This window comes from Asaia bogorensis, assembly GCF_900465345.1.
Taxonomy (GTDB): domain Bacteria; phylum Pseudomonadota; class Alphaproteobacteria; order Acetobacterales; family Acetobacteraceae; genus Asaia; species Asaia bogorensis_A.
The window spans coordinates 304,320-325,094 of the sequence record NZ_UEGO01000012.1 but is presented as its reverse complement, the minus strand read 5'-3'; the positions used below and the strand labels follow the sequence as shown (position 1 = coordinate 325,094).

Sequence of the window (20,775 nt, the reverse complement as noted above, 5' to 3'; positions counted from 1 at the left end):
GATACAACCTCGCTCAATGCCCCTCCCACCCGGGACCGGACTGCGGACCCGCGTTGTTCGGGCAGTCATGGAGCGGTCGTACCACGACTGCCTTCAATCGCCCTCCAGCGCGGCTATCACGGCATCACCGTATCGCTTGAGCTTTGAAGCCCCTACGCCCTTGATGTCTGAGAGCGCTTCGACGGAGTCGGGGTTTTCACGGGCGATCTCGGTCAGGACCGCGTCATGGAAAATGACATAGGGCGGAATTTCTTGCTCTCGGGCTTCCTCGCGTCGCCACCGGCGCAGAGCCTCGAAACGCGCGCGTTCCTCCTCGTCCAGCGCGTCCACAATCGATGCGGCGGGCGCATTACGCGCGCTGAAGCCTTGCGCCTTCATGGGGTCGCTGCGCAGACGCAGCTTTTCCTCGCCACGCAGGATCGGGCGAGCAGCATCGACATCCAGTCCTAATGTGCCGTGCTCGCCACTCATCCTGATGGCCCCGCGTGCAATGAGCTGACGGATCACACCGCGCCACCACTGCTCCGAATGCTCCTTGCCGACGCCGAACACGGTAAGATGCTGATGGGCATGACGTTCAATCGCCTCGGTCAGCTTGCCGCGCAGAACCGTGGTGAGATGAACGGCACCAAAGCGCTGGCCGGTACGATAGATGGTGGAAAGCACTTTCTGCGCGGCCTCAGTGCCATCAAATGTCTCCGCAGGCGTCCTGCAATTATCGCAATGCCCGCAGGGAGTCGGCAAGGCTTCACCAAAGCAGGCAAGCAGGGCCTGCGTACGACAGCCGACGGTTTCCGTAAGCGCGATCATGCTCTCCAGACGCGCCTGCATGACGCGCTTTTCTGTCTCTGGCGCGTTGGATTGCTCCAGCCAGTAACGCGCCCGCGCCATATCCTCTCCGCCATAGAGCAGTAGAGTATCGGCAGGTGCCCCATCGCGCCCTGCCCGACCAATCTGCTGATAATAGGCCTCGGGTGAAGCAGGCATGTCCAGATGCACCACGCAGCGGACATCCGGGCGGTCAATACCCATACCGAAGGCCACTGTCGCGACGATAACCATCGGCTCGCCACTGCGAAACCGCAGAAGCGTTGCGTGTTTTTCCTGTGGCGACAGCCCCGCGTGAAACGGCAGGGCGTTGAAGCCTTTCTCACGCAGGCTTTTCGCCATGCGCTCCGTACGATTGCGGCTTCCACAATAGACAATCGAGGCATCGTCGCGATGCCGGGTAAGTGCGTCCTGCACCTGCTTCGTCTCGGAGCCCTTTGGAGAGGCTGCAAGGAACAGATTGGGACGATGGAAACTCGATGTGAGACGACGCGCCTGGGGCATGCCCAGCGCCAGTAGGATATCATCCTGCGTTCGTGAATCGGCTGTGGCCGTCAGGGCGATACGGGGAACGCCGGGGAAGATCTCTGGCAGATCCGCCAGGGCCCGATATTCGGGACGAAATTCGTGGCCCCATGCCGAGACGCAATGGGCCTCGTCAATGGCAAGGACCGATACCGGGTTGCGTGCGAGCCAGCGCGCCGTACCGGGTGATACCAGCCTCTCAGGCGAGATATAGAGAATATCGAGCCGACCATCGCGCAGATCGCTGCGTATGCGCTCGAGCCGGTCAGGATCGAGCTCGGAGTGCAGGGCTGCCGCATTGACGCCGAGCTGCCGCAACGCTGCCACCTGATCGTCCATCAACGCAATCAGGGGTGAGATCACGATCCCCATGCCCGGTCGGCACAGGGCGGGAACCTGATAGCAAAGGCTTTTGCCCCCGCCTGTGGGCATGATGACGAGCACATCCTCGCCATTCATGACCGCTTCGATGACCTCTGCCTGCTGCCCCCGAAAACTCGAAAAACCGAAAACGCGGTTCAGTACCGCGTCAGGGGTTTCGCGCTCGTCTGAGACGATTGAGGAGAGGTCAGTTAAATCCAAGGTTCAGATAGAGCTTCTCAATGCGTGGCAGGATCGACTTCGATCGTCACCACGCGAGAAGCCACGGCCGCATCCTCGTTGTTCTTGGGCGGACGCGCCATCTGGGTGATCTGGGCGGCGCCAACGCCAGCCTTTGTCAGGGCTGCTGCCACAACCTTTGCACGCTCGACGGACAGCATTTCATCGGCGGAGAGGTTGCCATGGGCACCGGCGTGACCGATCACTTCAATCGTCTTGGCCTGCGTGTCGCGCGCGTCGGCTGCGGCCTGATCGATGATATTCTGAGCACTTGCCGAAACAGTGGTCGAGGCCGGCTCGAAGAAAACAGGGTAACGGTCGCGATCTGCACCGCCATTACAAGCAGAGAGACCCGTCAGGGCGAACACCGACAACATCACAGGCAGACGACGCATCTTTATTTCCTTCTCGAATCGCCGTGACATCCACGGAGCCGTGACGATGTCACTGCCTTGTGGCTTACCGCCCGTCAAGCAGACGCCCCAACTTGCTTCCTAGAGCGGCAATGGCGCGAGGGTCCCGGCCTCGATACGCCAGGCCCGGTCGAGGTTTTCAAGCCCCGTCAGACGATGCGCGATGAGGATGACAGTGCGCCCCTGCATCGTGCGACCCAGCGTTCGCAGAAAGGCGCGCTCTGTCACGCTGTCGAGCCCCGTCGCAGGCTCATCGAGAATGACAATCGGTGTGTCGCGCAGGAGTGTTCGGGCCAGAGCGATACGACGCCCCTGCCCGCCGGACAGACGCGTGCCACCCTCACCCATCCAGGAATCAAGCCCATCGGGCAGGGCTTGCACAGTCTCGGCCATTTCGGCGCGCTCGAGGGCCGCCCAAAGGGCCTCATCGCTCAAGCCTTCGCGACCGAGGAGCAGGTTGTTACGTATGGTATCGGCAAACAAATGGGTCGATTGGGACAGCCACCCGATCTGTCCGCGCAGACTTGTCGTATCGATCGTTGAAAGATCATGACCGCCAAACAGGATTTGTCCGGATTGCGGGCGCGCTACCTTGAGCAGCAGCGCTGCGAGACTGGATTTTCCTGCGCCTGACGGCCCGACCAGAGCGATATGCTCGCCTGCCCTGATTGTGAGATCGACGCCTTTCAAGACAGGCGCACGTGCCGGATCCCACCCGAAGGTCACATCGCGCAACACAAGGTCGCCAGCCTCAGGCGCCGGACAATGAGTGCCTGCCGCGCTCGGTTTCACCTCGGCGACCTCGACAACACGCTGGGCCGCCTGCCCAACCTGTGTCGCCAGCACACTGGTACGCGCCAGCGTCCCGATGCTTTCAAAAATCATCCCGGTTAGGAATATGAGTGCAATACCGGAAACGTAGTCGAGCGTCAGCTTCCCGAACCCGGCAAGCCCTACAAGAATGAGTACAAGTGCTGCCTGACCGCACAAATAGGACACGACCCCTGCACCAGCCATGGCGCGCGCCTGATCCAGCTGGGCACCATGAAGCCGCGCCTCCTCGATCTTGAGACGTTCTGCAAGACGGCTCTCACCGCCAAAGGCCCGTGCCTCGCGCAGGCCAGTTGCCAGATCAACCGCTGCGACGCGCAGGGACGATTCAGCGTGAAGAATGACTGCACTGCGTGATGCAGCGCGCCGAGCGGATACGACCGGTACGACACAGGCCGCGACAAGAAAGAGACCGGACAACGCCAGCCCGAAACGCCAGTTTGCATAGCCTGCGACAAGTGCAATGACCGGCAGGGACAGCGCGATACCCAGCATGGGCATGGCAATACGCAGATAAAGATTATCGAGCAGCTCGACATCGCCGACGAGACGATTCAGCAGATCACCTGCGCGCCGGAAGCCAAGACCTGCCGCAGCCCCGGAAGCGAGGTTGCGGAAGAACCACACCCGGAGCGCCGCAAGGGCGCGGAACATAGCATCATGGGCAAACAGACGCTCGGCATAGCGCAGCACGATACGCGCGCCACCGAACGCCCTCAGCAGACCGAGCCCAGCGCCAATTCCCAGCGCTAGCGACGTCACTCTGGCCCCTGCATTCCACATCAGCGCCATACCGCTCAGCAGGGCGAGCGCAGAGAGGATCAGGCCAAATATCAGACGGCCGCTATAAGGCCGCCAGACCCCGAGAATAACACCAAGCGCCTGCCCGACACTTGGCGTGGCAGAGGGCGAAGAAGGGGACGATCTCGTAGTCATGCCAGGACCTCCGCACTCACGCAGACCGTAGGGGCACCCGGCGACGTGACTGAAGGTGAGGCGCCAAGACGCAGCCTCGTGGTTGCGAAAGCCTGCATGGCAGCAGAATGACTGCTCACAATGACTGTCCGACCTTTTGCCAGATCATGAAGGGCCGCAATGATACTGCGCTCTGTATCCGGATCGAGATGCGCGGTTGGTTCGTCCAGCAACAGGAGCGGCGCATCCTTCAGATAGGCTCGCGCAATGGCCACACGCTGGGCTTGGCCGCCGGAAAGGCCAAATCCGCCTTCGCCAATCTCGGTATCCAGCCCCATCGGCAGGTCCTGCAAAAAAGCATCGACAGCCGAAGCTCTGATGGCGTCATCCAGCGCCGCCTGATTTGCGTCAGGTCGGGCGAAAAGCAGATTGTCGCGCAACGTGCCGGCAAAGATGACAGGCTTCTGCCCGATCCAGGCAAGATAGCAGGCAATATCTGCCCCCCGCATCGTCGAAATATCCTCTCCGTTGAACAGGATCGCTCCATGATCGGGCCGGATAAAACCAAGGATCAGCTCGATAAGGGTCGATTTACCTGCGCCTGAAGGCCCGTCGAGTAGCAGTGTTTCTCCCGGCTGCACCGTGAAGGAAATATCGTCAAACACCGCGGGCCGATCGTCGGCCCAGCGATAGCCTAGATGCTGCGCCTCTACCGTAAGAGGCCCCGTTACGACGGCGTTGGCAGCGTCCTGAGCCGCTTCAGAGATGTCCCCATCCAGTCCATGCATCGCCTCGGCAGCCCCGGCAGCCTGGGCCCGATCCTGATAGGCCAAGGCCAGCCCGCGGAAAGGCGCGAAGAATTCAGGGACAAGGAAAAGCGCAAAAAGGGTCTGGGCGAAATGTGGTGAAGGTCGGACATGACCCATCGAAGGCTGGTCCTGAACGCCGGTAACGAGATGGATGAAATGACCCTGTGTCAGAACGATCAGAATGATCGCCACCACCATCGCCACATCAATGGCCGCCGACGAGAAGAAGGCCACGCGCAGGATCCTGACCGTGCGTCGGCGCAACTCATCGGCAGAGCGTGCCAAAGAAGCGGCTTCAGCATCCGTTGCGTTCGAAAGGACAATGGTCGCAATACCGCGAACCCGGTCGAGAAACCGTGCCTGAAGACGCACCATCGCCAGAAACTGGTTGCGTGACGCCAGTGCGGCACCGATACCGAACACAGCCTGCGCTACCGGAACGAGCGCCCCGCATATTGCGAGGATCAGCGCTGCGCGGGCGTCGACCGCCAGTACCGCCATGAGAACCATGGCCGGAAAGACCATCCATGTCATCGAGGCAGGGAGCCAGCGGGCGAAATACCCATCCAGCGCCTCGATACGATCAACCAGCAAGGCTGCAATCTCGGCGGAGTGCTGACGTCGCAGCAGGGCTGGCCCGACATTGAAAACCGAGTTCAGGGCCGATCGGCGCAATCGTTCGCGTGACTTCACGCCTGCACGGGCAGCATAATGCTCCTGCGCAAACAGGCAGATTGCCCGCAGCAGGGAAAGCACGGCGAAAGCCCCGATGAGACCAGGAACCGATCGGTCGTAACCGACCAGAAGATGGCCGATTGTCGAGGCAAGGAACCAGGCCTGACCGATACCGACCACTGTCGAGAAGCAACCGATTGCTACGACTGGCAGGGCCGCACGTTTGGCTGGCCCCGCATATTGCCGCACCCAGGCCCGCACCAGTTTTTTATCAACACCGCTCATGATGGGGGCATATAGGCAATGCAAACGGCGAAACATAGGGTTTCAAGGGCCAGATTGCAGAACATTTAGGCAGAGACCTTGCCTGCTCTGGAAGCCCCCAATCGTCGGGGCTGATCGCAAGGCGCGCAAACATGGCAGCAAAAAACCCTGCCTCATCAGAGACAGGGTTCAAGACCCTCCGCGACAGAACGGGCAGATGTGTCAACACAGCTGCACCATGCCTGAGCAGGCGGGAGGCCACTATTCCTTGCCCATGATACTCAGGCCTCACGCCGGAGCCATGGGAAGGAACGCTGGATCAATTACTGACCCGAAGATGCCGGCATCGTCGAGGCAGGCATCTTCATGTTGTTGTCCATCGGCATCGGGGCGGGGGCCGGTGCCGTGGCATTGGCCATCGGTGCAGCGGTCGGGGCCGTTGCCGGGACGGGGGTCTGGGCCTGCTGGAGGCTGCGGGCGTTCAGGTCTTCGGTCGATGCCGAACCCTTGTCAGCCTTCTGGTGGTGCATGGCAGTCTTGCTGGCATGAGCCTTGTGGCCCGTGTGCTTGGCAAATGCCGGGGTTGCAACAGCAAAGGTAGCGGCCATCAGCGTGGCGCCCAGAGCGGAAATCTTCATCGTTCGTCCTTCCTTGATACGCAGATATCGGGGCCGGATTTGCGTATTGCGACGCAAACCACACCCGTCTCTAGGCAGGAAACGTAACGAAGGCGTTGCAGTTGCGGTGTAATCAAAAAACGTCCGCGTGATTACTGGCGGATCACCGCACCGGGTTGCGACGATACCCCGTAAGTATCGCGTGCCCGTTTGATGAAGGCTGATACCATAAGTCGGACGCCCTCATTGAAGACCACCCCGATCGCATTCTGCAGGAGGCGCGAGCGGAACTCGAAATCGACGAAAAAATCGACAAGGCAGCCCCGTGGCTCAGGCGTAAAGGTCCAGACATTATTAAGATATCTGAACGGACCTTTCTCGTAACGCACGCGTATGCGGTGTGGTCTTTCCAGCGAAACACGGCTCGTGAAAGTCTCGCGGAACGGCCCAAAGCCGATCGACAGATCAGCGACAAGCTCATGTTCAGTGCGTGACTTTACCACCGCTTTGACGCACCACGGCAGGAACTGCGGATAGGCACCCACATCGGCTACGAGATCGAAAAGCTGCTCAGGACTGTAAGCGATCAATCGTTGCTCGGCATGGGTGGGCATTATTGTCTCTCCGGCTGGAGCGCTTCCTGCTTCAGCCTGTTCTGTCGCGCCTCTCGAAGCGCTGCGAAATCGGAATCAGCATGATAGGACGAGCGTGTCAGCGGACTTGAGCTGACCTGCAGGAAGCCCTTGGCACGGGCCATGCGGGCAAATTCCTCGAACTCATCGGGTGGCACGAATTTTGCCACGGCAGCATGCTTGGGCGTTGGCTGCAAATACTGGCCCATCGTGATGAAATCGACATCGGCGATACGGAAATCGTCCATCACCTGTGCCACCTCCATCTTCTCTTCACCCAGGCCCAGCATCAGCCCGGATTTGGTAAAGATCGAGGCATCGAGCGACTTCACATCATCCAGCAGACGCACGGACTGGAAATAACGCGCACCCGGACGGATAGACGGATAAAGCCGGGGGACAGTTTCAATGTTATGATTGAAAACATCGGGTCGAGCCTTCACGACGACTTCCAGCGCGCCGGGCTTGCGCAGAAAGTCTGGCGTGAGGATTTCGATCGTCGTTTCGGGCGAGGCTTCGCGCACCCGTGCAATCGTATGGGCGAAATGCAGCGCGCCGCCATCGGCCAGATCATCGCGATCGACAGAGGTGATGACCACATGACGCAGCCCGAGCTTGGCTACCGCTTCTGCCACGCGCTGTGGCTCATCGGTATCTAGAACCTTGGGCATGCCTGTCGTGACGTTGCAGAACGAACAGGCGCGTGTGCAGATCTCCCCCATGATCATCATGGTGGCATGGCGCTGTGACCAGCATTCACCGATATTCGGACAAGCCGCTTCCTCACAGACTGTCACCAGCCTGTTATCGCGCATGAGCTTGCGCGTTTCCTGATAGACGGGGCTGTTGGGCGCCCTCACCCGTATCCAGTCCGGCTTGCGCTGGATCGGGTTGTCCGGCCGGTTGGCCTTTTCAGGATGGCGAAGCGAGCCTGGCTTGCGATGATCAATGGTAATGCGCTGCATGGTCATGACTAGAAGTGGAGTGCTCCACCCCAGGCTGCAAGGACCGACTCATGCATCGTTTCCGAGATTGTCGGATGCGGGAAAACCGTCTCCTTCAGCTCGGCCTCGGTAAGTTCGGATGTCCGTGCGATCACATAGCCCTGGATCATTTCCGTCACTTCGGCACCGATCATGTGCGCACCCAGCAATTCGCCGGTTTCAGCATCGAAGATGGTCTTGGTCAGGCCGTCCGGCTCGCCCATCGCCAGCGCCTTGCCATTGGCGAGAAACGGGAAACGGCCGATCTTGAGCTTGCGTCCGGTTGCCTTGGCTTTTTCCTCGGTCAGACCCACCGACGCCACCTGGGGACGGCTATAGGTGCAACCCGGAATATTGAGCGGATGGAGCGGCTCAGGATCGTGGCCTACAATCTTCTCGACGCAGATCACCCCCTCATGGCTGGCCTTGTGCGCCAGCCAAGGCGCACCCGCGACGTCACCAATGGCCCACAGGCCAGGCTCGCCGGTGCGGCAGAACTCATCGACAATGATATGGGTCTTGTCGACCTTGACCTTGGTCTGCTCAAGGCCGAGGTCTTCCACATTTCCGACAATACCAACTGCCAGAATGACCTTGTCGACAACAAGATCGGTCGTACCCGATGCTGTCGTGATGCGGGTCGAGACGGTGCCATCCTTCTTGTCGAGCGGGCCAACCTTGGCGCCGGTCAGCACCTTGATGCCCTGTTTCTCGAAGGCCTTCTGCGCCATGGCGCTGATTTCGGCATCCTCGGCAATCATGATGCGGTCGGCCACTTCGGCAATGGTCACTTCAGCGCCCATATTGCGATAGAACGACGCGAACTCGACGCCAATCGCCCCGGATCCGATGACCAGAAGACGCTTTGGCAGTTCCTTGGGCACCATTGCCTCGCGGTAGGTCCCGACCAGTTCCCCATCGGGCTCGAGCCCGGGGAAATGGCGGGCGCGGGCACCTGTTGCCAGGATCACGTCGGGCGCAGCAATACGACCGGTTTCCTTGCCATCCTTGCTGATGGCCACAATATGCGCCTTGCCATCGCGGCCGGCGAGCTTGGCGCGGCCATCGTAAACCTTGACCTTGGCCTTTTTCAGCAATCCGGCCACACCGCGAGACAGCTGACGCGACACGGCACGCGAGCGCGCCACCACCTTCTCGATGTCGAAGCTCACCTTTTCGGCGCTGAAGCCGAACTCGGCAAGATTGTGCAGCTGATGATTGAGCTCGGAAGCCCGCAGCAACGCCTTGGTCGGGATGCAGCCCCAGTTAAGGCAGATGCCCCCTAGATGGGTGCTTTCGACCACAGCGACATTCTTGCCAAGCTGCGCGGCGCGCAGGGCAGCGACATAGCCGCCCGGCCCGCCGCCCACGACGATCAGATCGAATTTGTCCATGGGTCAGATCACCAGTCGATAAGGGTTTTGCACGATGTCACGCAGGGCATTGAGCCATTTCGCACCGAGTGCTCCATCGACCGCACGATGGTCAACTGAGAGGGTGGCTGTCATGACAGTGGCAACCGCAAGCTGATCGCCACGCACGATGGCGCGCTTCTCACCAGCGGCAATGGCCAGAATACCGGCTTGGGGCGGGTTGATGATGGCGGCGAATTCACGCACGCCAAACATGCCCATATTGGAAATCGAGAACGTGCCGCCTTGGAATTCTTCCGGCTTGAGCTTGCCGTCACGGGCACGCTTGGCCAGATCACGCGCCTGTTCGCTGATTTCACGCAGGGTCTTGCGATCCGCCTGACGGATGATCGGTGTGATCAGGCCATCGGGAATCGAGACCGCCATCGAGATATCAATGTCGGGGAAATGCAGCGTCTCGGCTTCGGTGAACTGGACGTTCAGGCCGGGGCAATCGCGCAACGCGAGAGCCACAGCCTTGATCATCATGTCATTGACAGAGATCTTGAACTGCCCCTCACCCTCGCTGGGTGAGGCTGCATTGAGCTGGCCACGCAGGGCAAGCAACGCATCAAGCTCGATATCGACCGAGACATAGAAATGCGGGACGTTCTGCTTGGACTCGCTGAGACGACGCGCAATGACCTTGCGCATGGACGAGTTCGGCACGCGTCTGGCTTCAGCCGGAGTGGAACCCGCAGCCATCACCGTTGCCGAAGCCTCAGCAGGCTTCGCGTTCTCGACGTCGCGACGCAGAATACGGCCGTTAGGGCCTGTTCCCTTCAGCGCAGCGAGATCGATACCCTTCTGTGCGGCAATGCGACGTGCCAGCGGTGAGGCGAAAACGCGCGTGCCGTGAGATGCCGCCACCGGCGCGGCCTGAGGCTGCGCGGGCGCAGCCGGGGCTTGGGCGGGAGCCGATTGCACGGCGGTCTGTGAAGCCGTCTCGGGGGCAGGTGCGGCTTTCTGCGCAGGCGCCGACTCAACGGCGTCAGGCACAGCCTCGCCTTCCTCAACCAGAATGGCGATGGGCGAATTGACCTTCACCCCCTCGCTGCCTTCCGGCACGACAATACGGCCGAGAATTCCCTCATCGACCGCCTCGACTTCCATCGTGGCCTTGTCGGTCTCGATCTCGGCAATCAGATCGCCTGACTTGACTGTATCGCCTTCCTTCTTCAGCCAGCGCGAGAGCGTACCCTCGGTCATGGTCGGAGAAAGAGCGGGCATCAGGATATTGGTAGCCATGGTCGCAGCCCCTCAGAACAGTTTGCGAACCGCGTCCACCACCCAGTCAGGCTGCGGAAGCGCATGTTTTTCGAGATTGGCGGCGTAGGGCAGCGGAATATCCAGACCACAGACGCGCGCAGGCGGGGCATCGAGATAATCAAACGCCTGCTCACAGGCCACTGTGCAGATTTCGGCGCCAATGCCAGCGACCGGCCAGCCTTCCTCAACCGACACGATACGGCTTGTCTTCTTGACGCTGTTGATGATTGTCTCGGTATCGAGCGGACGGATGGTGCGCAGGTTGATCACCTCCGCCTCGATGCCCTGCTCGGCCAGCTTGGCAGCGGCTTCAAGCGCCACACCAACCATGATCGAGAACGCCACCAGCGTAACGTCCTTGCCCTCGCGTTCGATCTTCGCCTTGCCGATGGGCAGAATGAAATCCTCATCCACCGGGCACGGGAATTTCTGCCCGTACAGGATCTCGTTTTCGAGCACGATTACCGGGTTCGGATCGCGAATGGCGGCACGGAGCAGGCCCTTGGCATCTTCTGACGACCAGGGGGCAACGACCTTCAGACCGGGCACATGGGCGTACCAGCTGGCATAACACTGTGAATGCTGCGCACCCACACGGGCTGCTGCGCCGTTCGGGCCACGGAACACGATGGGACAGCCCATCTGTCCGCCCGACATGTAGAGCGTCTTGGCTGCGGAATTGATGATGTGGTCGATCGCCTGCATGGCGAAGTTCATGGTCATGAACTCCACAATCGGCTTCAGGCCCGTCAGAGCGGCACCGACAGCCATGCCGGTAAAGCCATGCTCGGTGATGGGCGTATCGATGATGCGACGCTCACCGAATTCGTCGAGCAGCCCCTGGCTGATCTTGTAGGCGCCCTGATACTGGGCGACTTCCTCGCCAAGCAGGAACACATCGTCATCACGGCGCAGCTCAGCGGCCATCGCATCACGCAGGGCTTCACGTACTGTGATAACCGAGGTTTCACCCCATTCGCGGTCCGGTGTCGCCACCAGTTCCTGCGGCTTCTGGGGAGCCTTTTCCTCAACTGCGGTCTGAGCCGGGGTCGTCTGGGCGGGGGCCGGGCCGTTTTCCAACGCCGAGATATCCTCGCCCTCTTCCGCGATGATCGCGATCTGCGTGTTCACGGCGACGTTCTCGGTGCCTTCCGGCACGAGGATTTTTGCCAGGATACCGCTATCGACCGCCTCGACTTCCATCGTAGCCTTGTCGGTTTCGATCTCGGCAATGACATCACCGGAATTGATCTTGTCACCCGCCTTGCGGGTCCATTTCGAAATCGTGCCTTCGGTCATGGTAGGCGAAAGAGCCGGCATGAGAACAGGAGCGGCCATAACTTACGCCTCCACCAGAATATCGGTCCAAAGTTCAGAGAGATCAGGCTCGGGGCTGTTCTGCGCGAACTCGGCAGCGTCATTGACGATCTGCTTAACCTCGGCGTCGATCTCCTTGAACGCCTCGTCTGTCGTGCCCTTTTCGGACAGCAGCTTGTGCAGCGCCTCGATGGGATCACGCGTGCGGCGCATTTCCTCGACTTCCGAGCGGTCGCGATAACGCGCAGGGTCAGACATGGAGTGGCCGCGATAGCGATAGGTTTCCATCTCGAGCAGGAACGGCCCCTTGCCTGCACGGCAATGCGCTACAGCTTCCTGAGCCGCCTCATGCACGGCAAACAGATCCATGCCATCCACCTTGCGGCCCGGAATCTTCCAGGGAGCACCGATTTCGGACAGGTTGTGAGCCGCAGCACTGGAACGCTCGACGCTCGTGCCCATACCATAGCGGTTGTTTTCGATCACATAGATGCAAGGCAGCTTGTGCAGGGCGGCGAGATTGAAGCTCTCATAGACCTGCCCCTGCTGGGCGGCACCTTCGCCGAAATAGGCAACGCCCACTTCATCAGTCCCGCGATATTTGTTTGCAAAGGCCAGACCGGTGCCGATGGCCACCTGCGCGCCCACGATGCCATGACCGCCATAGAAATTCTTCTCGCGCGAGAACATGTGCATGGAGCCGCCCTTGCCATGCGAATAACCGTCCTTGCGTCCGGTCAGCTCGGCCATCACACCGCCGGGGCTCATGCCCATCATCAGCATATGCGCGTGATCACGGTAGGAGGTCACGATCTTGTCGCCCGGCTTCATCGCCAGCGACATACCGACGATAACCGCTTCCTGACCGATATAGAGATGGCAGAAACCGCCAATCAGACCCATGCCGTAAAGCTGTCCGGCCTTTTCCTCGAAGCGGCGCAGCAAAAGCATATCGCGATATGCCGTGCGCACGGTCTCCAGTGGCAGGATCGGTCCGTTGTGATCGGCGAGCGGCTGAGCCGCTCCCTTATGGGCTTTGCCGGACATGCTGAGTATCTCCTGGGCCAGATCGTTGTGTCATGCACAACTCAGGGACCGGTATTTACCAGTCCCGTTGAGCAAGTCCACAACCCGGGCTGTTAATATGTGCGTTAGAGCGTGCCGAGCAGACGGCGGGCGGCGATGCCAGGATCCTGTTCGCGCAGGAGACTTTCGCCAACGAGCACGCCACTGGCTCCCACCTCACCCACACGCGTCACATCTTCGAGTGTGCGGATACCACTCTCGGAAACGAGGATACGATCGGGCGGCACCAGCGGGGCAAGCTTGGCTGTCGTGTCCAGATCGGTCACGAGCGTGCGCAGGTTGCGGTTGTTGATCCCGATAAGCGAGGTGTCGAGCGCAAGCGCGCGGTTGAGTTCGGCTTCGTCATGCACCTCGCACAGCACGTCCATATCGAGACCACGGGCAAGGGCGATGAGTTCGGCGGCCTCGGCATCGGTCAAGGCCGAGAGAATAATCAGGATGCAATCCGCACCGATCAGACGGCTTTCATGCACCTGCCAGGGCTCAAGGATGAAATCCTTGCGCAGGATCGGCAGCGGGCAGATTTCCTTGACCGCCTTGAGATCCTCGATCGACCCATGAAAACACGAGCCTTCAGTCAGGATCGAAAGGCAGATCGCGCCTGCCGCTTCGTAAGCCTTCGCAATGCCAACCGGATCAAAATCCGGCCGAAGAATTCCGGCCGAAGGCGAAGCCTTCTTGATTTCAGCAATCAGCCCGACACGCCGATCGGCCGCCATCTGCTTGAGCGCCTGACCGAAACCGCGGGTGGGCACACTCACCTCGCGGGCGCGTGCCGTGATTTCCTTGAGCGGCATGATCTGTGAACGCTGTTCAACATCGATGCGCGTCCGGGCACAGATACGCGCCAGAACATCCGGCATGTCCACGCCGGAAACGGGCAATGCGGTCTCTTCCTGCACAATGGTTCCGGGCACCTGGACATCAGGAAAGCCGGCGGGCGTGTCATGCGTGGGAGTGGACGAATGATCGGTCATTTCAAGCCTGACGTCTGGATCAAATGGGAGGGGTGCACCGCAACGGCAGAATCGGGCGCCTGCTTCTGCGCCTGAACGAGGGCCGACAGGGCCAGCCCTGTATCGATGGCATGTGCGGCGACCTCGACATTCCTGCGAAGAAGAGTGGGGACGATCGACGCGTTTTCAAGAATGGGGAAACGGCCAGAGACATGCAGGGCGACAGCCGTGTTGAGGAGCACGGTGTCACGATACGCGCCCTCCTGGCCGGAGAGCATGTCGAGCAGCTTGCTGGCATTATGGGCGGGGTCACCGCCCGCAATCGCTGCAATGGGGCGGTGAGGCAGTCCCGCCATATCCGGTGTCAGGACAAGATCGAGAAAGCGCCCTTCATCCCAGGCATGGATATGCGACAGGCCCGCGAGGGTGATTTCGTCACTCCCGCCAAGATCGGTCTCGCCATGTACGGCCCACACGCACTCCGCACCGAGCGATGCCAGTGTCTCGATCACGGGGCGCAGCCAACGCTGATCGTAGATACCGATCATCTGTCGGCGGACTTCAGCCGGATTGCAGAGCGGCCCGATCAGATTGAAGATCGTGCGAAAACCGAGTGCCCCCCGGACCGGCGCGGCATGGCGCATGGCCGGATGATGCAGAGGGGCCGCGAGAAAAGCCAGACGGCCCTCACGCAAGCGGCGCGCCTGCTCGTCCAGATCCTCGCATGGGGCGATCCCCAGCGCCATGAGCGTGTCTGTCGCCCCCGCCCGGGACGACAGAGCGCGGTTGCCGTGTTTGGCCACCGGCACACCGAGACCTGCAAGCACGAAAGCAACGGCGGTGGAAACATTGAGCGTGCCGAGCCCGTCCCCCCCTGTGCCGCAGACATCCATTGCCCCTTCCGGAGCATTGGGCAGGGCTGTCATGCAGGCCCGGACGGCACGCACCGCACCGCTCAGCTCGTCGACAGTCTCGCCACGCAAGCGAAGCGCCATGAGAATGGCTGCAAGCTGCTCGCCGGGCACTTCGCCCTGCATGATGAGGGTAAAGAGTGCTTCGGTCTCTTCCCCCGAGAGACGCCGCCCCTCGGCGAGCCGACCCATGACCTGTTTGAGACGACCAGATTGCATTGTCATTCAGGCTGCTTGCGACTTCTGACGTGCAGCACGGGCGATGTTGAGAAAATTGGCAAGCATCATCTGGCCATCTTCCGAAGCGATGCTCTCGGGATGGAATTGCACGCCATGGACCGGCAGGGTCCGATGCCGTACCCCCATCACCACACCATCCTGCGACCGGGCATTGACGATAAGGGTGTCGGGTATCGTCTCGGGCGCCAGGGTAAGACTGTGATAGCGCGTCGCCTGCGTCGGGCTCGCCAGACCATGGAACAGGCCGGTGCCGTCATGACGTATGCCGTCGACTTTTCCGTGCATCGGCACAGGCGCACGGACGACCGTCGCGCCAAAAACCTGCCCGATCGCCTGATGTCCAAGGCAGACACCCAGCACGGGCACGTTCGGCGCCGCTGCTGCGATCAGGTCACAACAGATACCGGCCTCGTTGGGCGAGCATGGGCCGGGAGAAATCACGATGGCCTCTGGGCGGAGAGCAAGGGCTTCCTCGACACTCAGGGCATCGTTGCGACGAACGTCACAGGCCTCTCCCAATGTCCCGAAATGGTGGACAAGGTTGAAGGTGAAACTGTCGTAGTTGTCGATCAGCAATATCATGGCACTAAGATGGCGATGTCTCGAGTGAAGGTCAAATTCCGTTACAATGCCTGACTTTCCGGCGGTTCAGCCCGTCAGCCACCATTCCCGCTGGCCTGGATCACGGCCAGCTCCGCTGCACGGAAAATGGCGCGCGACTTGTGTCGCGTCTCCATCTCCTCGCTGGCGGGGTCGCTATCGGCCACGACACCGCACCCGGCCTGTACATACATCCGCCCCTGGTACAGGATCGCCATGCGAAGGCCGATACAGGTATCCATGTCGCCATCAACGCCGACATAACCGATGCAGCCCGAATACGGGCCACGCCGGGTCACTTCCAGCTCGTCGATGATTTCCATGGCGCGGATCTTGGGAGCCCCCGTCAGTGTTCCCGCCGGGAAAGCGGCTGACAACGCATCCAGTGCGTCACATTCTGGACGAATCGTCCCCTGCACCGTGGAGGAGATATGCATGACATGGCTGTATCGCTCGACCACGAAAGACGACGGCACAGTGACCGACCCCATGCGTGCCACACGACCCACGTCATTACGCCCCAGATCGATGAGCATCAGATGCTCGGCACGTTCCTTGGCATCGGCAAGCAACTCGGCTTCAAGGCGTTCATCCTCCTCGCGATCCGCACCCCGCGGACGGGTTCCGGCAAGAGGGCGCACGGTCACGACCTGATCACGCAGCCGCACCAGAATTTCGGGAGATGAGCCGACGAGCGAGAAGCCATCCATTTCGACAAGGAACAGGAACGGCGCAGGATTGACCCGTCGCAGGGAACGATAAAGTGCTAGTGCAGGCAGCGGAAACCCTGCTTCGAAACGCTGGCTCGGCACGATCTGGAACGCATCGCCCGCTGCAATATAGTCCTGGGCCCTGCGCACCTTGTCCTTGAACACCTCCGCCGTCATGGTCGAAACCGGAGTGTCGAGAACGCTGCCTTCCGGCAGTTCAGGCGTCGTATCGAGGGGGGCTGCAATGAGTGCCCTGCTTGCACGCTCAAGCAGGGTCAGCCCTGCCTCGCGGCTCATCCCGCCCTCGCGCAGGGGAACGGCAAGGTGCAGCTCATCCCGTACCGAGTCGAACACGGCGAACAGTCCCGGACGCATCATCACGCCATCGGGCAGATAAAGATCATCCTGCGGCGCATCGGGCAGCGTTTCCATCTGCCGGACCATGTCATAGCCGAGATAGCCGAAAATGCCCCCGATCATGGTGGGCAGTGAGTCCGGCAGCACGGCGCGATTCTCATCGATCAGACGACGCAGGGAAACCAGCGGCGCCTCGTCGGTTTCGGTAAATACCGACCCCGCTTCATGCGGCGCAGTGTTGATTGAGGCAACGCCATGGGCACAGCGCCAGACGAGATCCGGCAGCAGGGCGATGACCGAATATCGCCCACGCGCGGCGCCGCCTTCGACACTTTCGAACAGCAGACGATAGGGACGCCCCTCACCGCCACTCGCCTGAGCGGGCACCAGCGAGGAAAGCTTCATGAATGCCGCGACCGGCGTCAGAAGGTCGGCGGCCTCGATACGCGTAAGAAATTCGGTCGTCATTCCTGTCCGGTTCCTGCCTTGAGCGCCTGCTGAAGCACCGGCATGTTCGGCACTGGCTTGATCTGCCCTTCCAGCGAATGGACGAACACCACCGGCACATCGGCGCGCAATGTGTCCTGCAGCTGAGACTGCATGGAGGCGCGAAGCGCCTTGGTGCTCTCAGGGCTTGCGGGCTTGGTCGCCTTGACCGTGAACACATACAGCTCGTCACCATCGGCCATCATGCCAGTCTTGCCAACCGGGGTCGAAAAAATCTGCGAAAGAAGAGCGGATGGCAGGTTACCATTCTGCATGCGCGAGATCATCAGATCCTTCTGCATCTGAGCTTCATCGTTCGTGCCCGCCACGGCCTTATCGAGACCACCCGATTTGCGGGCGGCCTGCATGAGCGTGGTGGCACGCTCGTCTGCCATATGCATCTGACGCTCGCGAAGCCAGTCATGCCCCACCTGCTCACGCACGGTGTCATAGGGCTTCACATGGCCAGGCTCGATCTCGTCCACGAGCACAGCAAAGGCGCTGCCATCCGGGCCGTTGACCAGCGAGGGCTTCTCGTCCTTCTTCTGACTGAAGATGCGCGCGATGATGGCCTTGCGGACGGCATCGCTTCCCGGCAGAGGCGCAACCTCACCATCTTTCGTCAGGCCCTGCGCATCGAGCGACCCCTGAGCCGGCACGGCGCCGATATCGGTCGGTATCTGCTCGAGGTCCGCGCTGCCCGCTATGGCATCCTGCAGCGAAGCCACGCGTCCACCGAGAATTTGCGGGGCCTGCGAGCGGGCCACCTCATCACGGATATCGGCTTTCGCATGGTCGAAATCGGTCTTGTGCGGCGCATTGATTGCCGTGACGCGGAAAACGATCCAGCCTGCGGGGCTCTCGATCGGCCCTTCGATTACGCCGGAGGGAGCCTCGAAGGCAGCCTTCGCCAGTTCAGGGCTCGGGATATCGGCCTTGCGCGCATTGGGGAAGGCAACAGCTGCGGCGGCCGGATTCTGCTTCTGAAGAGCGGCGTAATCGCCACTGGCTTTCCAGGCTGCCAGAACGGCCTCGGCAGCCGCCCGGTCCTGAAGCGTCAGCACCTCGAGACTACGCGTTTCCGGCACATCGTATTTCTGGATCTCGAACTCGTAGAAGCGCTTGAGATCGGCATCGGGAATGGTGAGCGTACGGGCGATCGTGTCTGCCGAGAGCAGGACAAGCTTGGCATGACGATATTCTGCCGAACGATAAAGCCAAGGATGCAGATCATAGAAGCGGCGAAGCTGTGCCTCCTCGGGGGCGACCGGCACGGCCACAGAGGCGCTGTCAAGACGCAGCAAATCTACCTGATGCGCAAGCGTATTGTAGGAAAGCAGCTGATCAAGAACCGAGCCCGGCACCTTCATCCCGTTGCCGAGCCCCTCCAGCAGGTTACGCGCACCGATATCATCACGCACCTTCGCCAGAAGATCGCGCTCCGTGATATGGATCTGGCTCAACTTGCTGTTGAAGAGCTTGCGGTCAAACTGCCCGTCCGTGCCATGAAATACGCTCATGCCAAAGATCTCGTTCCGAACGAGGGCATCGGGCACTTTCATGCCGTTGCGGTCCGCCAGGGCCAGAACCTCGTTCTGCGCCAGCATGCGCTGAAGTACACCCTGGGCGACCTGCTCACGCACAGCCGGGGTCAGTTGGGACGGGTTGCTCAGCCCCATCTGCTGCGCAACACGCGGCATCTCGTTCTGAATGGCATTGGCGAGATCCTGGGCCCCGATCTGACGGGTCCCGATCTTCACGGCAATATTGGCCTGGTCACCGTTATAGCTGCCGACCATATCGCCGACGCCCCAGCCAACAAAGGCCAGAAAAATGAGAAGCGCGATGATGCGCCCAAGCCAGGAATCGACAACAAGATGCCGCAAAGTCGAAATCATACGCGTCCAGGATCCGCAATTCGCAAGGGATTGAATGGCAGGACCATAGTCTGACACGCTTCACTTGACCAGACGGCGCCCTTGCCCGGGAAACATCAAGCGCTCATTCCCGATGCAACGCTTGTCATTCATCTGACGATAAGATGATGGAAAGATGACGGACAATCGCCGTTCCCCCCTGTCTCCGGTCCGAAAACTTCCGCTAAGCAGGAGCATCGCTCGCCGGTTAATGCAGGATCGTTGAAGGATACATGATGCACCAGATGATCATGGGCAACTGGAAGATGCATGGCCTTCGCGGTCGGGGTTCGGAACTCGCTGCCGAAATTGCAGACGCAATCGAGCCCGTTCTGGCTGAGCGCGATGTCGTTCTGGCCCCGCCCTTTACCCTGACGGCTCTCATTGCACCCATCCTGCAATCCTCTGGCATCGGGCTTGGAGCGCAGGACTGCCATGCGGAAGCCGAAGGAGCCTATACGGGGGATATCTCTGCTCCCATGCTGACAGATCTTGGCGTCAAACATGTGCTGCTTGGTCATTCCGAGCGACGAGAACATCATCATGAGGACAACGCCCTCATCCGACGCAAGGCCGTGACGGCACAGAAATTCGGTCTCTGCCCGGTCATCTGCGTGGGTGAGAGCGCAAGCCAGAAACGCGATGGACAGGCCGAGGACTGGCTGACACGCCAGATCGTGGAATGTCTGCCCAGAACATTCCAGGGCATCGTGGCCTACGAGCCGATCTGGGCCATCGGCACAGGCAAGGCGGCAACCGAACAGGATATCGAATCACGCATGACGCTGATTCATGAGGTGCTGGACCGCCATCTGGAAACGGATGACAAATCACCACGGGTCCTGTATGGCGGCTCAGTTAAGCCCGAAGATGCCGCGTCCATCCTCGCTGTTTCCGGCGTAGGGGGCGTGCTCGTCGGCGGGGCCAGCCTGTCTGCCGAATCCTTTCTCGGCATCGCAAAGGCGGGTCTCTCGTCGGCGTCCTGACGGCATATATATTGCGTTTACATGAAAGCCGGACATGACCACGCTGCTGCTCGTTCTCAATTTCCTTGTGACTATCGCCCTGATCGGCGTGATCCTTATCCAGCGTAGCGAGGGCGGTGGTCTTGGCATTGGCAGCAGCCAGGGCATGGGATCATTCATGACGGGACGCGGCACGGCCAATCTGCTTACACGCACCACATCAGTGCTCGCAGGCGTTTTCATGGTGCTGTGCCTTCTGCTCGCGGTACTGAACCGCGGCGCCTCGACGAACGCAGGCAGCGACATTCTGGCGCAGCCCCCTGCCCCGACGGCACCTGCCGCACCGGCCGCAAGCACGACCACTCAGACGCCCGCCACGACACCCGCTCCGGCGGCGCCTGCGAAGCAGTAACGCAACAGAACGAAAAATTTCTTCCGCCCGGGTCCTCGGGCGGCAT

The 20,775-nt window shown here is 60.7% G+C and carries 18 protein-coding genes; 2 read left to right on the top strand and 16 right to left on the bottom strand.

Annotation, left to right across the window (positions count from 1 at the left end):
• Positions 1 to 93: 93 nt before the first annotated feature.
• The 16 genes from recQ to ED655_RS07050 form a co-directional block, all read right to left on the bottom strand.
• Positions 94 to 1,935 carry a DNA helicase RecQ gene (recQ, locus tag ED655_RS07125; protein ID WP_122049540.1) on the bottom strand — a complete coding sequence of 614 codons (1,842 nt, stop codon included), beginning with the start codon at positions 1,933 to 1,935 and terminating at the stop codon, positions 94 to 96.
• Positions 1,936 to 1,952: 17 nt separating this feature from the next.
• Positions 1,953 to 2,348, bottom strand: a complete 396-nt coding sequence (locus ED655_RS07120; RefSeq protein WP_122049539.1) for an OmpA family protein — start codon at positions 2,346 to 2,348, stop codon at positions 1,953 to 1,955.
• Positions 2,349 to 2,447: 99 nt separating this feature from the next.
• Positions 2,448 to 4,133, bottom strand: a complete 1,686-nt coding sequence (gene cydC / locus ED655_RS07115) for a thiol reductant ABC exporter subunit CydC (RefSeq protein ID WP_122049538.1) — start codon at positions 4,131 to 4,133, stop codon at positions 2,448 to 2,450.
• Positions 4,130 to 5,881, bottom strand: a complete 1,752-nt coding sequence (gene cydD / locus ED655_RS07110; protein WP_162993420.1) for a thiol reductant ABC exporter subunit CydD — start codon at positions 5,879 to 5,881, stop codon at positions 4,130 to 4,132. The genes cydC and cydD overlap by 4 nt, the downstream gene beginning before the upstream one ends.
• 302 nt (positions 5,882 to 6,183) lie before the next feature.
• Positions 6,184 to 6,498 carry a hypothetical protein gene (locus ED655_RS07105; protein WP_122049536.1) on the bottom strand — a complete coding sequence of 105 codons (315 nt, stop codon included), beginning with the start codon at positions 6,496 to 6,498 and terminating at the stop codon, positions 6,184 to 6,186.
• Between the two features lie 131 nt (positions 6,499 to 6,629).
• On the bottom strand, positions 6,630 to 7,091 hold the full coding sequence (locus tag ED655_RS07100) for a type II toxin-antitoxin system RatA family toxin (RefSeq protein WP_122049535.1): 462 nt from the start codon (positions 7,089 to 7,091) through the stop codon (positions 6,630 to 6,632).
• Entirely contained in the window at positions 7,091 to 8,074 is a 984-nt protein-coding gene (gene lipA, locus ED655_RS07095) for a lipoyl synthase (RefSeq protein ID WP_408735656.1), read from the bottom strand. The genes ED655_RS07100 and lipA overlap by 1 nt, the downstream gene beginning before the upstream one ends.
• Before the next feature lie 8 nt (positions 8,075 to 8,082).
• The gene (lpdA, locus tag ED655_RS07090; protein ID WP_122049533.1) at positions 8,083 to 9,486 is read right to left on the bottom strand and encodes a dihydrolipoyl dehydrogenase; all 1,404 of its coding nucleotides are present in this window, start codon (positions 9,484 to 9,486) and stop codon (positions 8,083 to 8,085) included.
• Positions 9,487 to 9,489: 3 nt separating this feature from the next.
• Complete coding sequence (locus ED655_RS07085) at positions 9,490 to 10,752, bottom strand: pyruvate dehydrogenase complex dihydrolipoamide acetyltransferase (protein ID WP_122049532.1); 1,263 nt, start codon at positions 10,750 to 10,752, stop codon at positions 9,490 to 9,492.
• A gap of 12 nt (positions 10,753 to 10,764) precedes the next feature.
• Positions 10,765 to 12,111 (bottom strand): pyruvate dehydrogenase complex E1 component subunit beta, encoded by a 1,347-nt coding sequence (locus ED655_RS07080; protein ID WP_122049531.1) that lies wholly within the window; start codon positions 12,109 to 12,111, stop codon positions 10,765 to 10,767.
• Positions 12,112 to 12,114: 3 nt separating this feature from the next.
• A complete protein-coding gene (gene pdhA / locus ED655_RS07075) occupies positions 12,115 to 13,137 on the bottom strand; it encodes a pyruvate dehydrogenase (acetyl-transferring) E1 component subunit alpha (protein ID WP_023977373.1) in 1,023 nt (340 codons plus the stop codon).
• A gap of 104 nt (positions 13,138 to 13,241) precedes the next feature.
• On the bottom strand, positions 13,242 to 14,153 hold the full coding sequence (gene trpC, locus ED655_RS07070) for an indole-3-glycerol phosphate synthase TrpC (protein WP_031239899.1): 912 nt from the start codon (positions 14,151 to 14,153) through the stop codon (positions 13,242 to 13,244).
• On the bottom strand, positions 14,150 to 15,268 hold the full coding sequence (gene trpD, locus ED655_RS07065) for an anthranilate phosphoribosyltransferase (RefSeq protein ID WP_122049530.1): 1,119 nt from the start codon (positions 15,266 to 15,268) through the stop codon (positions 14,150 to 14,152). Before trpD ends, trpC begins: the two co-directional genes overlap by 4 nt.
• A complete protein-coding gene (locus ED655_RS07060; protein ID WP_122049529.1) occupies positions 15,269 to 15,865 on the bottom strand; it encodes an anthranilate synthase component II in 597 nt (198 codons plus the stop codon). It abuts the gene before it with no gap.
• Positions 15,866 to 15,939: 74 nt separating this feature from the next.
• Positions 15,940 to 17,418: an anthranilate synthase component I family protein gene (locus ED655_RS07055; protein WP_122049528.1), complete on the bottom strand. Its 1,479-nt coding sequence runs from the start codon at positions 17,416 to 17,418 to the stop codon at positions 15,940 to 15,942.
• Positions 17,415 to 19,334, bottom strand: coding sequence for a peptidylprolyl isomerase (locus ED655_RS07050; RefSeq protein WP_122049527.1), 1,920 nt, complete (start codon positions 19,332 to 19,334; stop codon positions 17,415 to 17,417). The genes ED655_RS07055 and ED655_RS07050 overlap by 4 nt, the downstream gene beginning before the upstream one ends.
• A gap of 254 nt (positions 19,335 to 19,588) precedes the next feature.
• On the opposite strand from ED655_RS07050, the gene tpiA reads away from it, so the two are divergent.
• Both tpiA and secG read left to right on the top strand, forming a co-directional pair.
• Positions 19,589 to 20,338, top strand: coding sequence for a triose-phosphate isomerase (tpiA, locus tag ED655_RS07045; protein WP_122049599.1), 750 nt, complete (start codon positions 19,589 to 19,591; stop codon positions 20,336 to 20,338).
• Between the two features lie 34 nt (positions 20,339 to 20,372).
• Positions 20,373 to 20,729 carry a preprotein translocase subunit SecG gene (secG, locus tag ED655_RS07040; protein ID WP_122049526.1) on the top strand — a complete coding sequence of 119 codons (357 nt, stop codon included), beginning with the start codon at positions 20,373 to 20,375 and terminating at the stop codon, positions 20,727 to 20,729.
• Positions 20,730 to 20,775: the final 46 nt, after the last annotated feature.

Bases quoted from the DNA above. Each gene is read 5' to 3' on its own strand.
- trpD (WP_122049530.1), bottom strand. From the start codon at position 15,268: ATGACAATGCAATCTGGTCGTCTCAAACAGGTCATGGGTCGGCTCGCC.
- tpiA (WP_122049599.1), top strand. From the start codon at position 19,589: ATGCACCAGATGATCATGGGCAACTGGAAGATGCATGGCCTTCGCGGT.
- ED655_RS07060 (WP_122049529.1), bottom strand. From the start codon at position 15,865: ATGATATTGCTGATCGACAACTACGACAGTTTCACCTTCAACCTTGTC.
- secG (WP_122049526.1), top strand. From the start codon at position 20,373: ATGACCACGCTGCTGCTCGTTCTCAATTTCCTTGTGACTATCGCCCTG.
- pdhA (WP_023977373.1), bottom strand. From the start codon at position 13,137: ATGTCCGGCAAAGCCCATAAGGGAGCGGCTCAGCCGCTCGCCGATCAC.
- cydC (WP_122049538.1), bottom strand. From the start codon at position 4,133: ATGACTACGAGATCGTCCCCTTCTTCGCCCTCTGCCACGCCAAGTGTC.
- ED655_RS07085 (WP_122049532.1), bottom strand. From the start codon at position 10,752: ATGGCTACCAATATCCTGATGCCCGCTCTTTCTCCGACCATGACCGAG.
- trpC (WP_031239899.1), bottom strand. From the start codon at position 14,153: ATGACCGATCATTCGTCCACTCCCACGCATGACACGCCCGCCGGCTTT.
- ED655_RS07050 (WP_122049527.1), bottom strand. From the start codon at position 19,334: ATGATTTCGACTTTGCGGCATCTTGTTGTCGATTCCTGGCTTGGGCGC.
- ED655_RS07100 (WP_122049535.1), bottom strand. From the start codon at position 7,091: ATGCCCACCCATGCCGAGCAACGATTGATCGCTTACAGTCCTGAGCAG.
- lpdA (WP_122049533.1), bottom strand. From the start codon at position 9,486: ATGGACAAATTCGATCTGATCGTCGTGGGCGGCGGGCCGGGCGGCTAT.
- cydD (WP_162993420.1), bottom strand. From the start codon at position 5,881: ATGAGCGGTGTTGATAAAAAACTGGTGCGGGCCTGGGTGCGGCAATAT.
- ED655_RS07105 (WP_122049536.1), bottom strand. From the start codon at position 6,498: ATGAAGATTTCCGCTCTGGGCGCCACGCTGATGGCCGCTACCTTTGCT.
- ED655_RS07120 (WP_122049539.1), bottom strand. From the start codon at position 2,348: ATGCGTCGTCTGCCTGTGATGTTGTCGGTGTTCGCCCTGACGGGTCTC.
- ED655_RS07080 (WP_122049531.1), bottom strand. From the start codon at position 12,111: ATGGCCGCTCCTGTTCTCATGCCGGCTCTTTCGCCTACCATGACCGAA.
- ED655_RS07055 (WP_122049528.1), bottom strand. From the start codon at position 17,418: ATGACGACCGAATTTCTTACGCGTATCGAGGCCGCCGACCTTCTGACG.
- lipA (WP_408735656.1), bottom strand. From the start codon at position 8,074: ATGCAGCGCATTACCATTGATCATCGCAAGCCAGGCTCGCTTCGCCAT.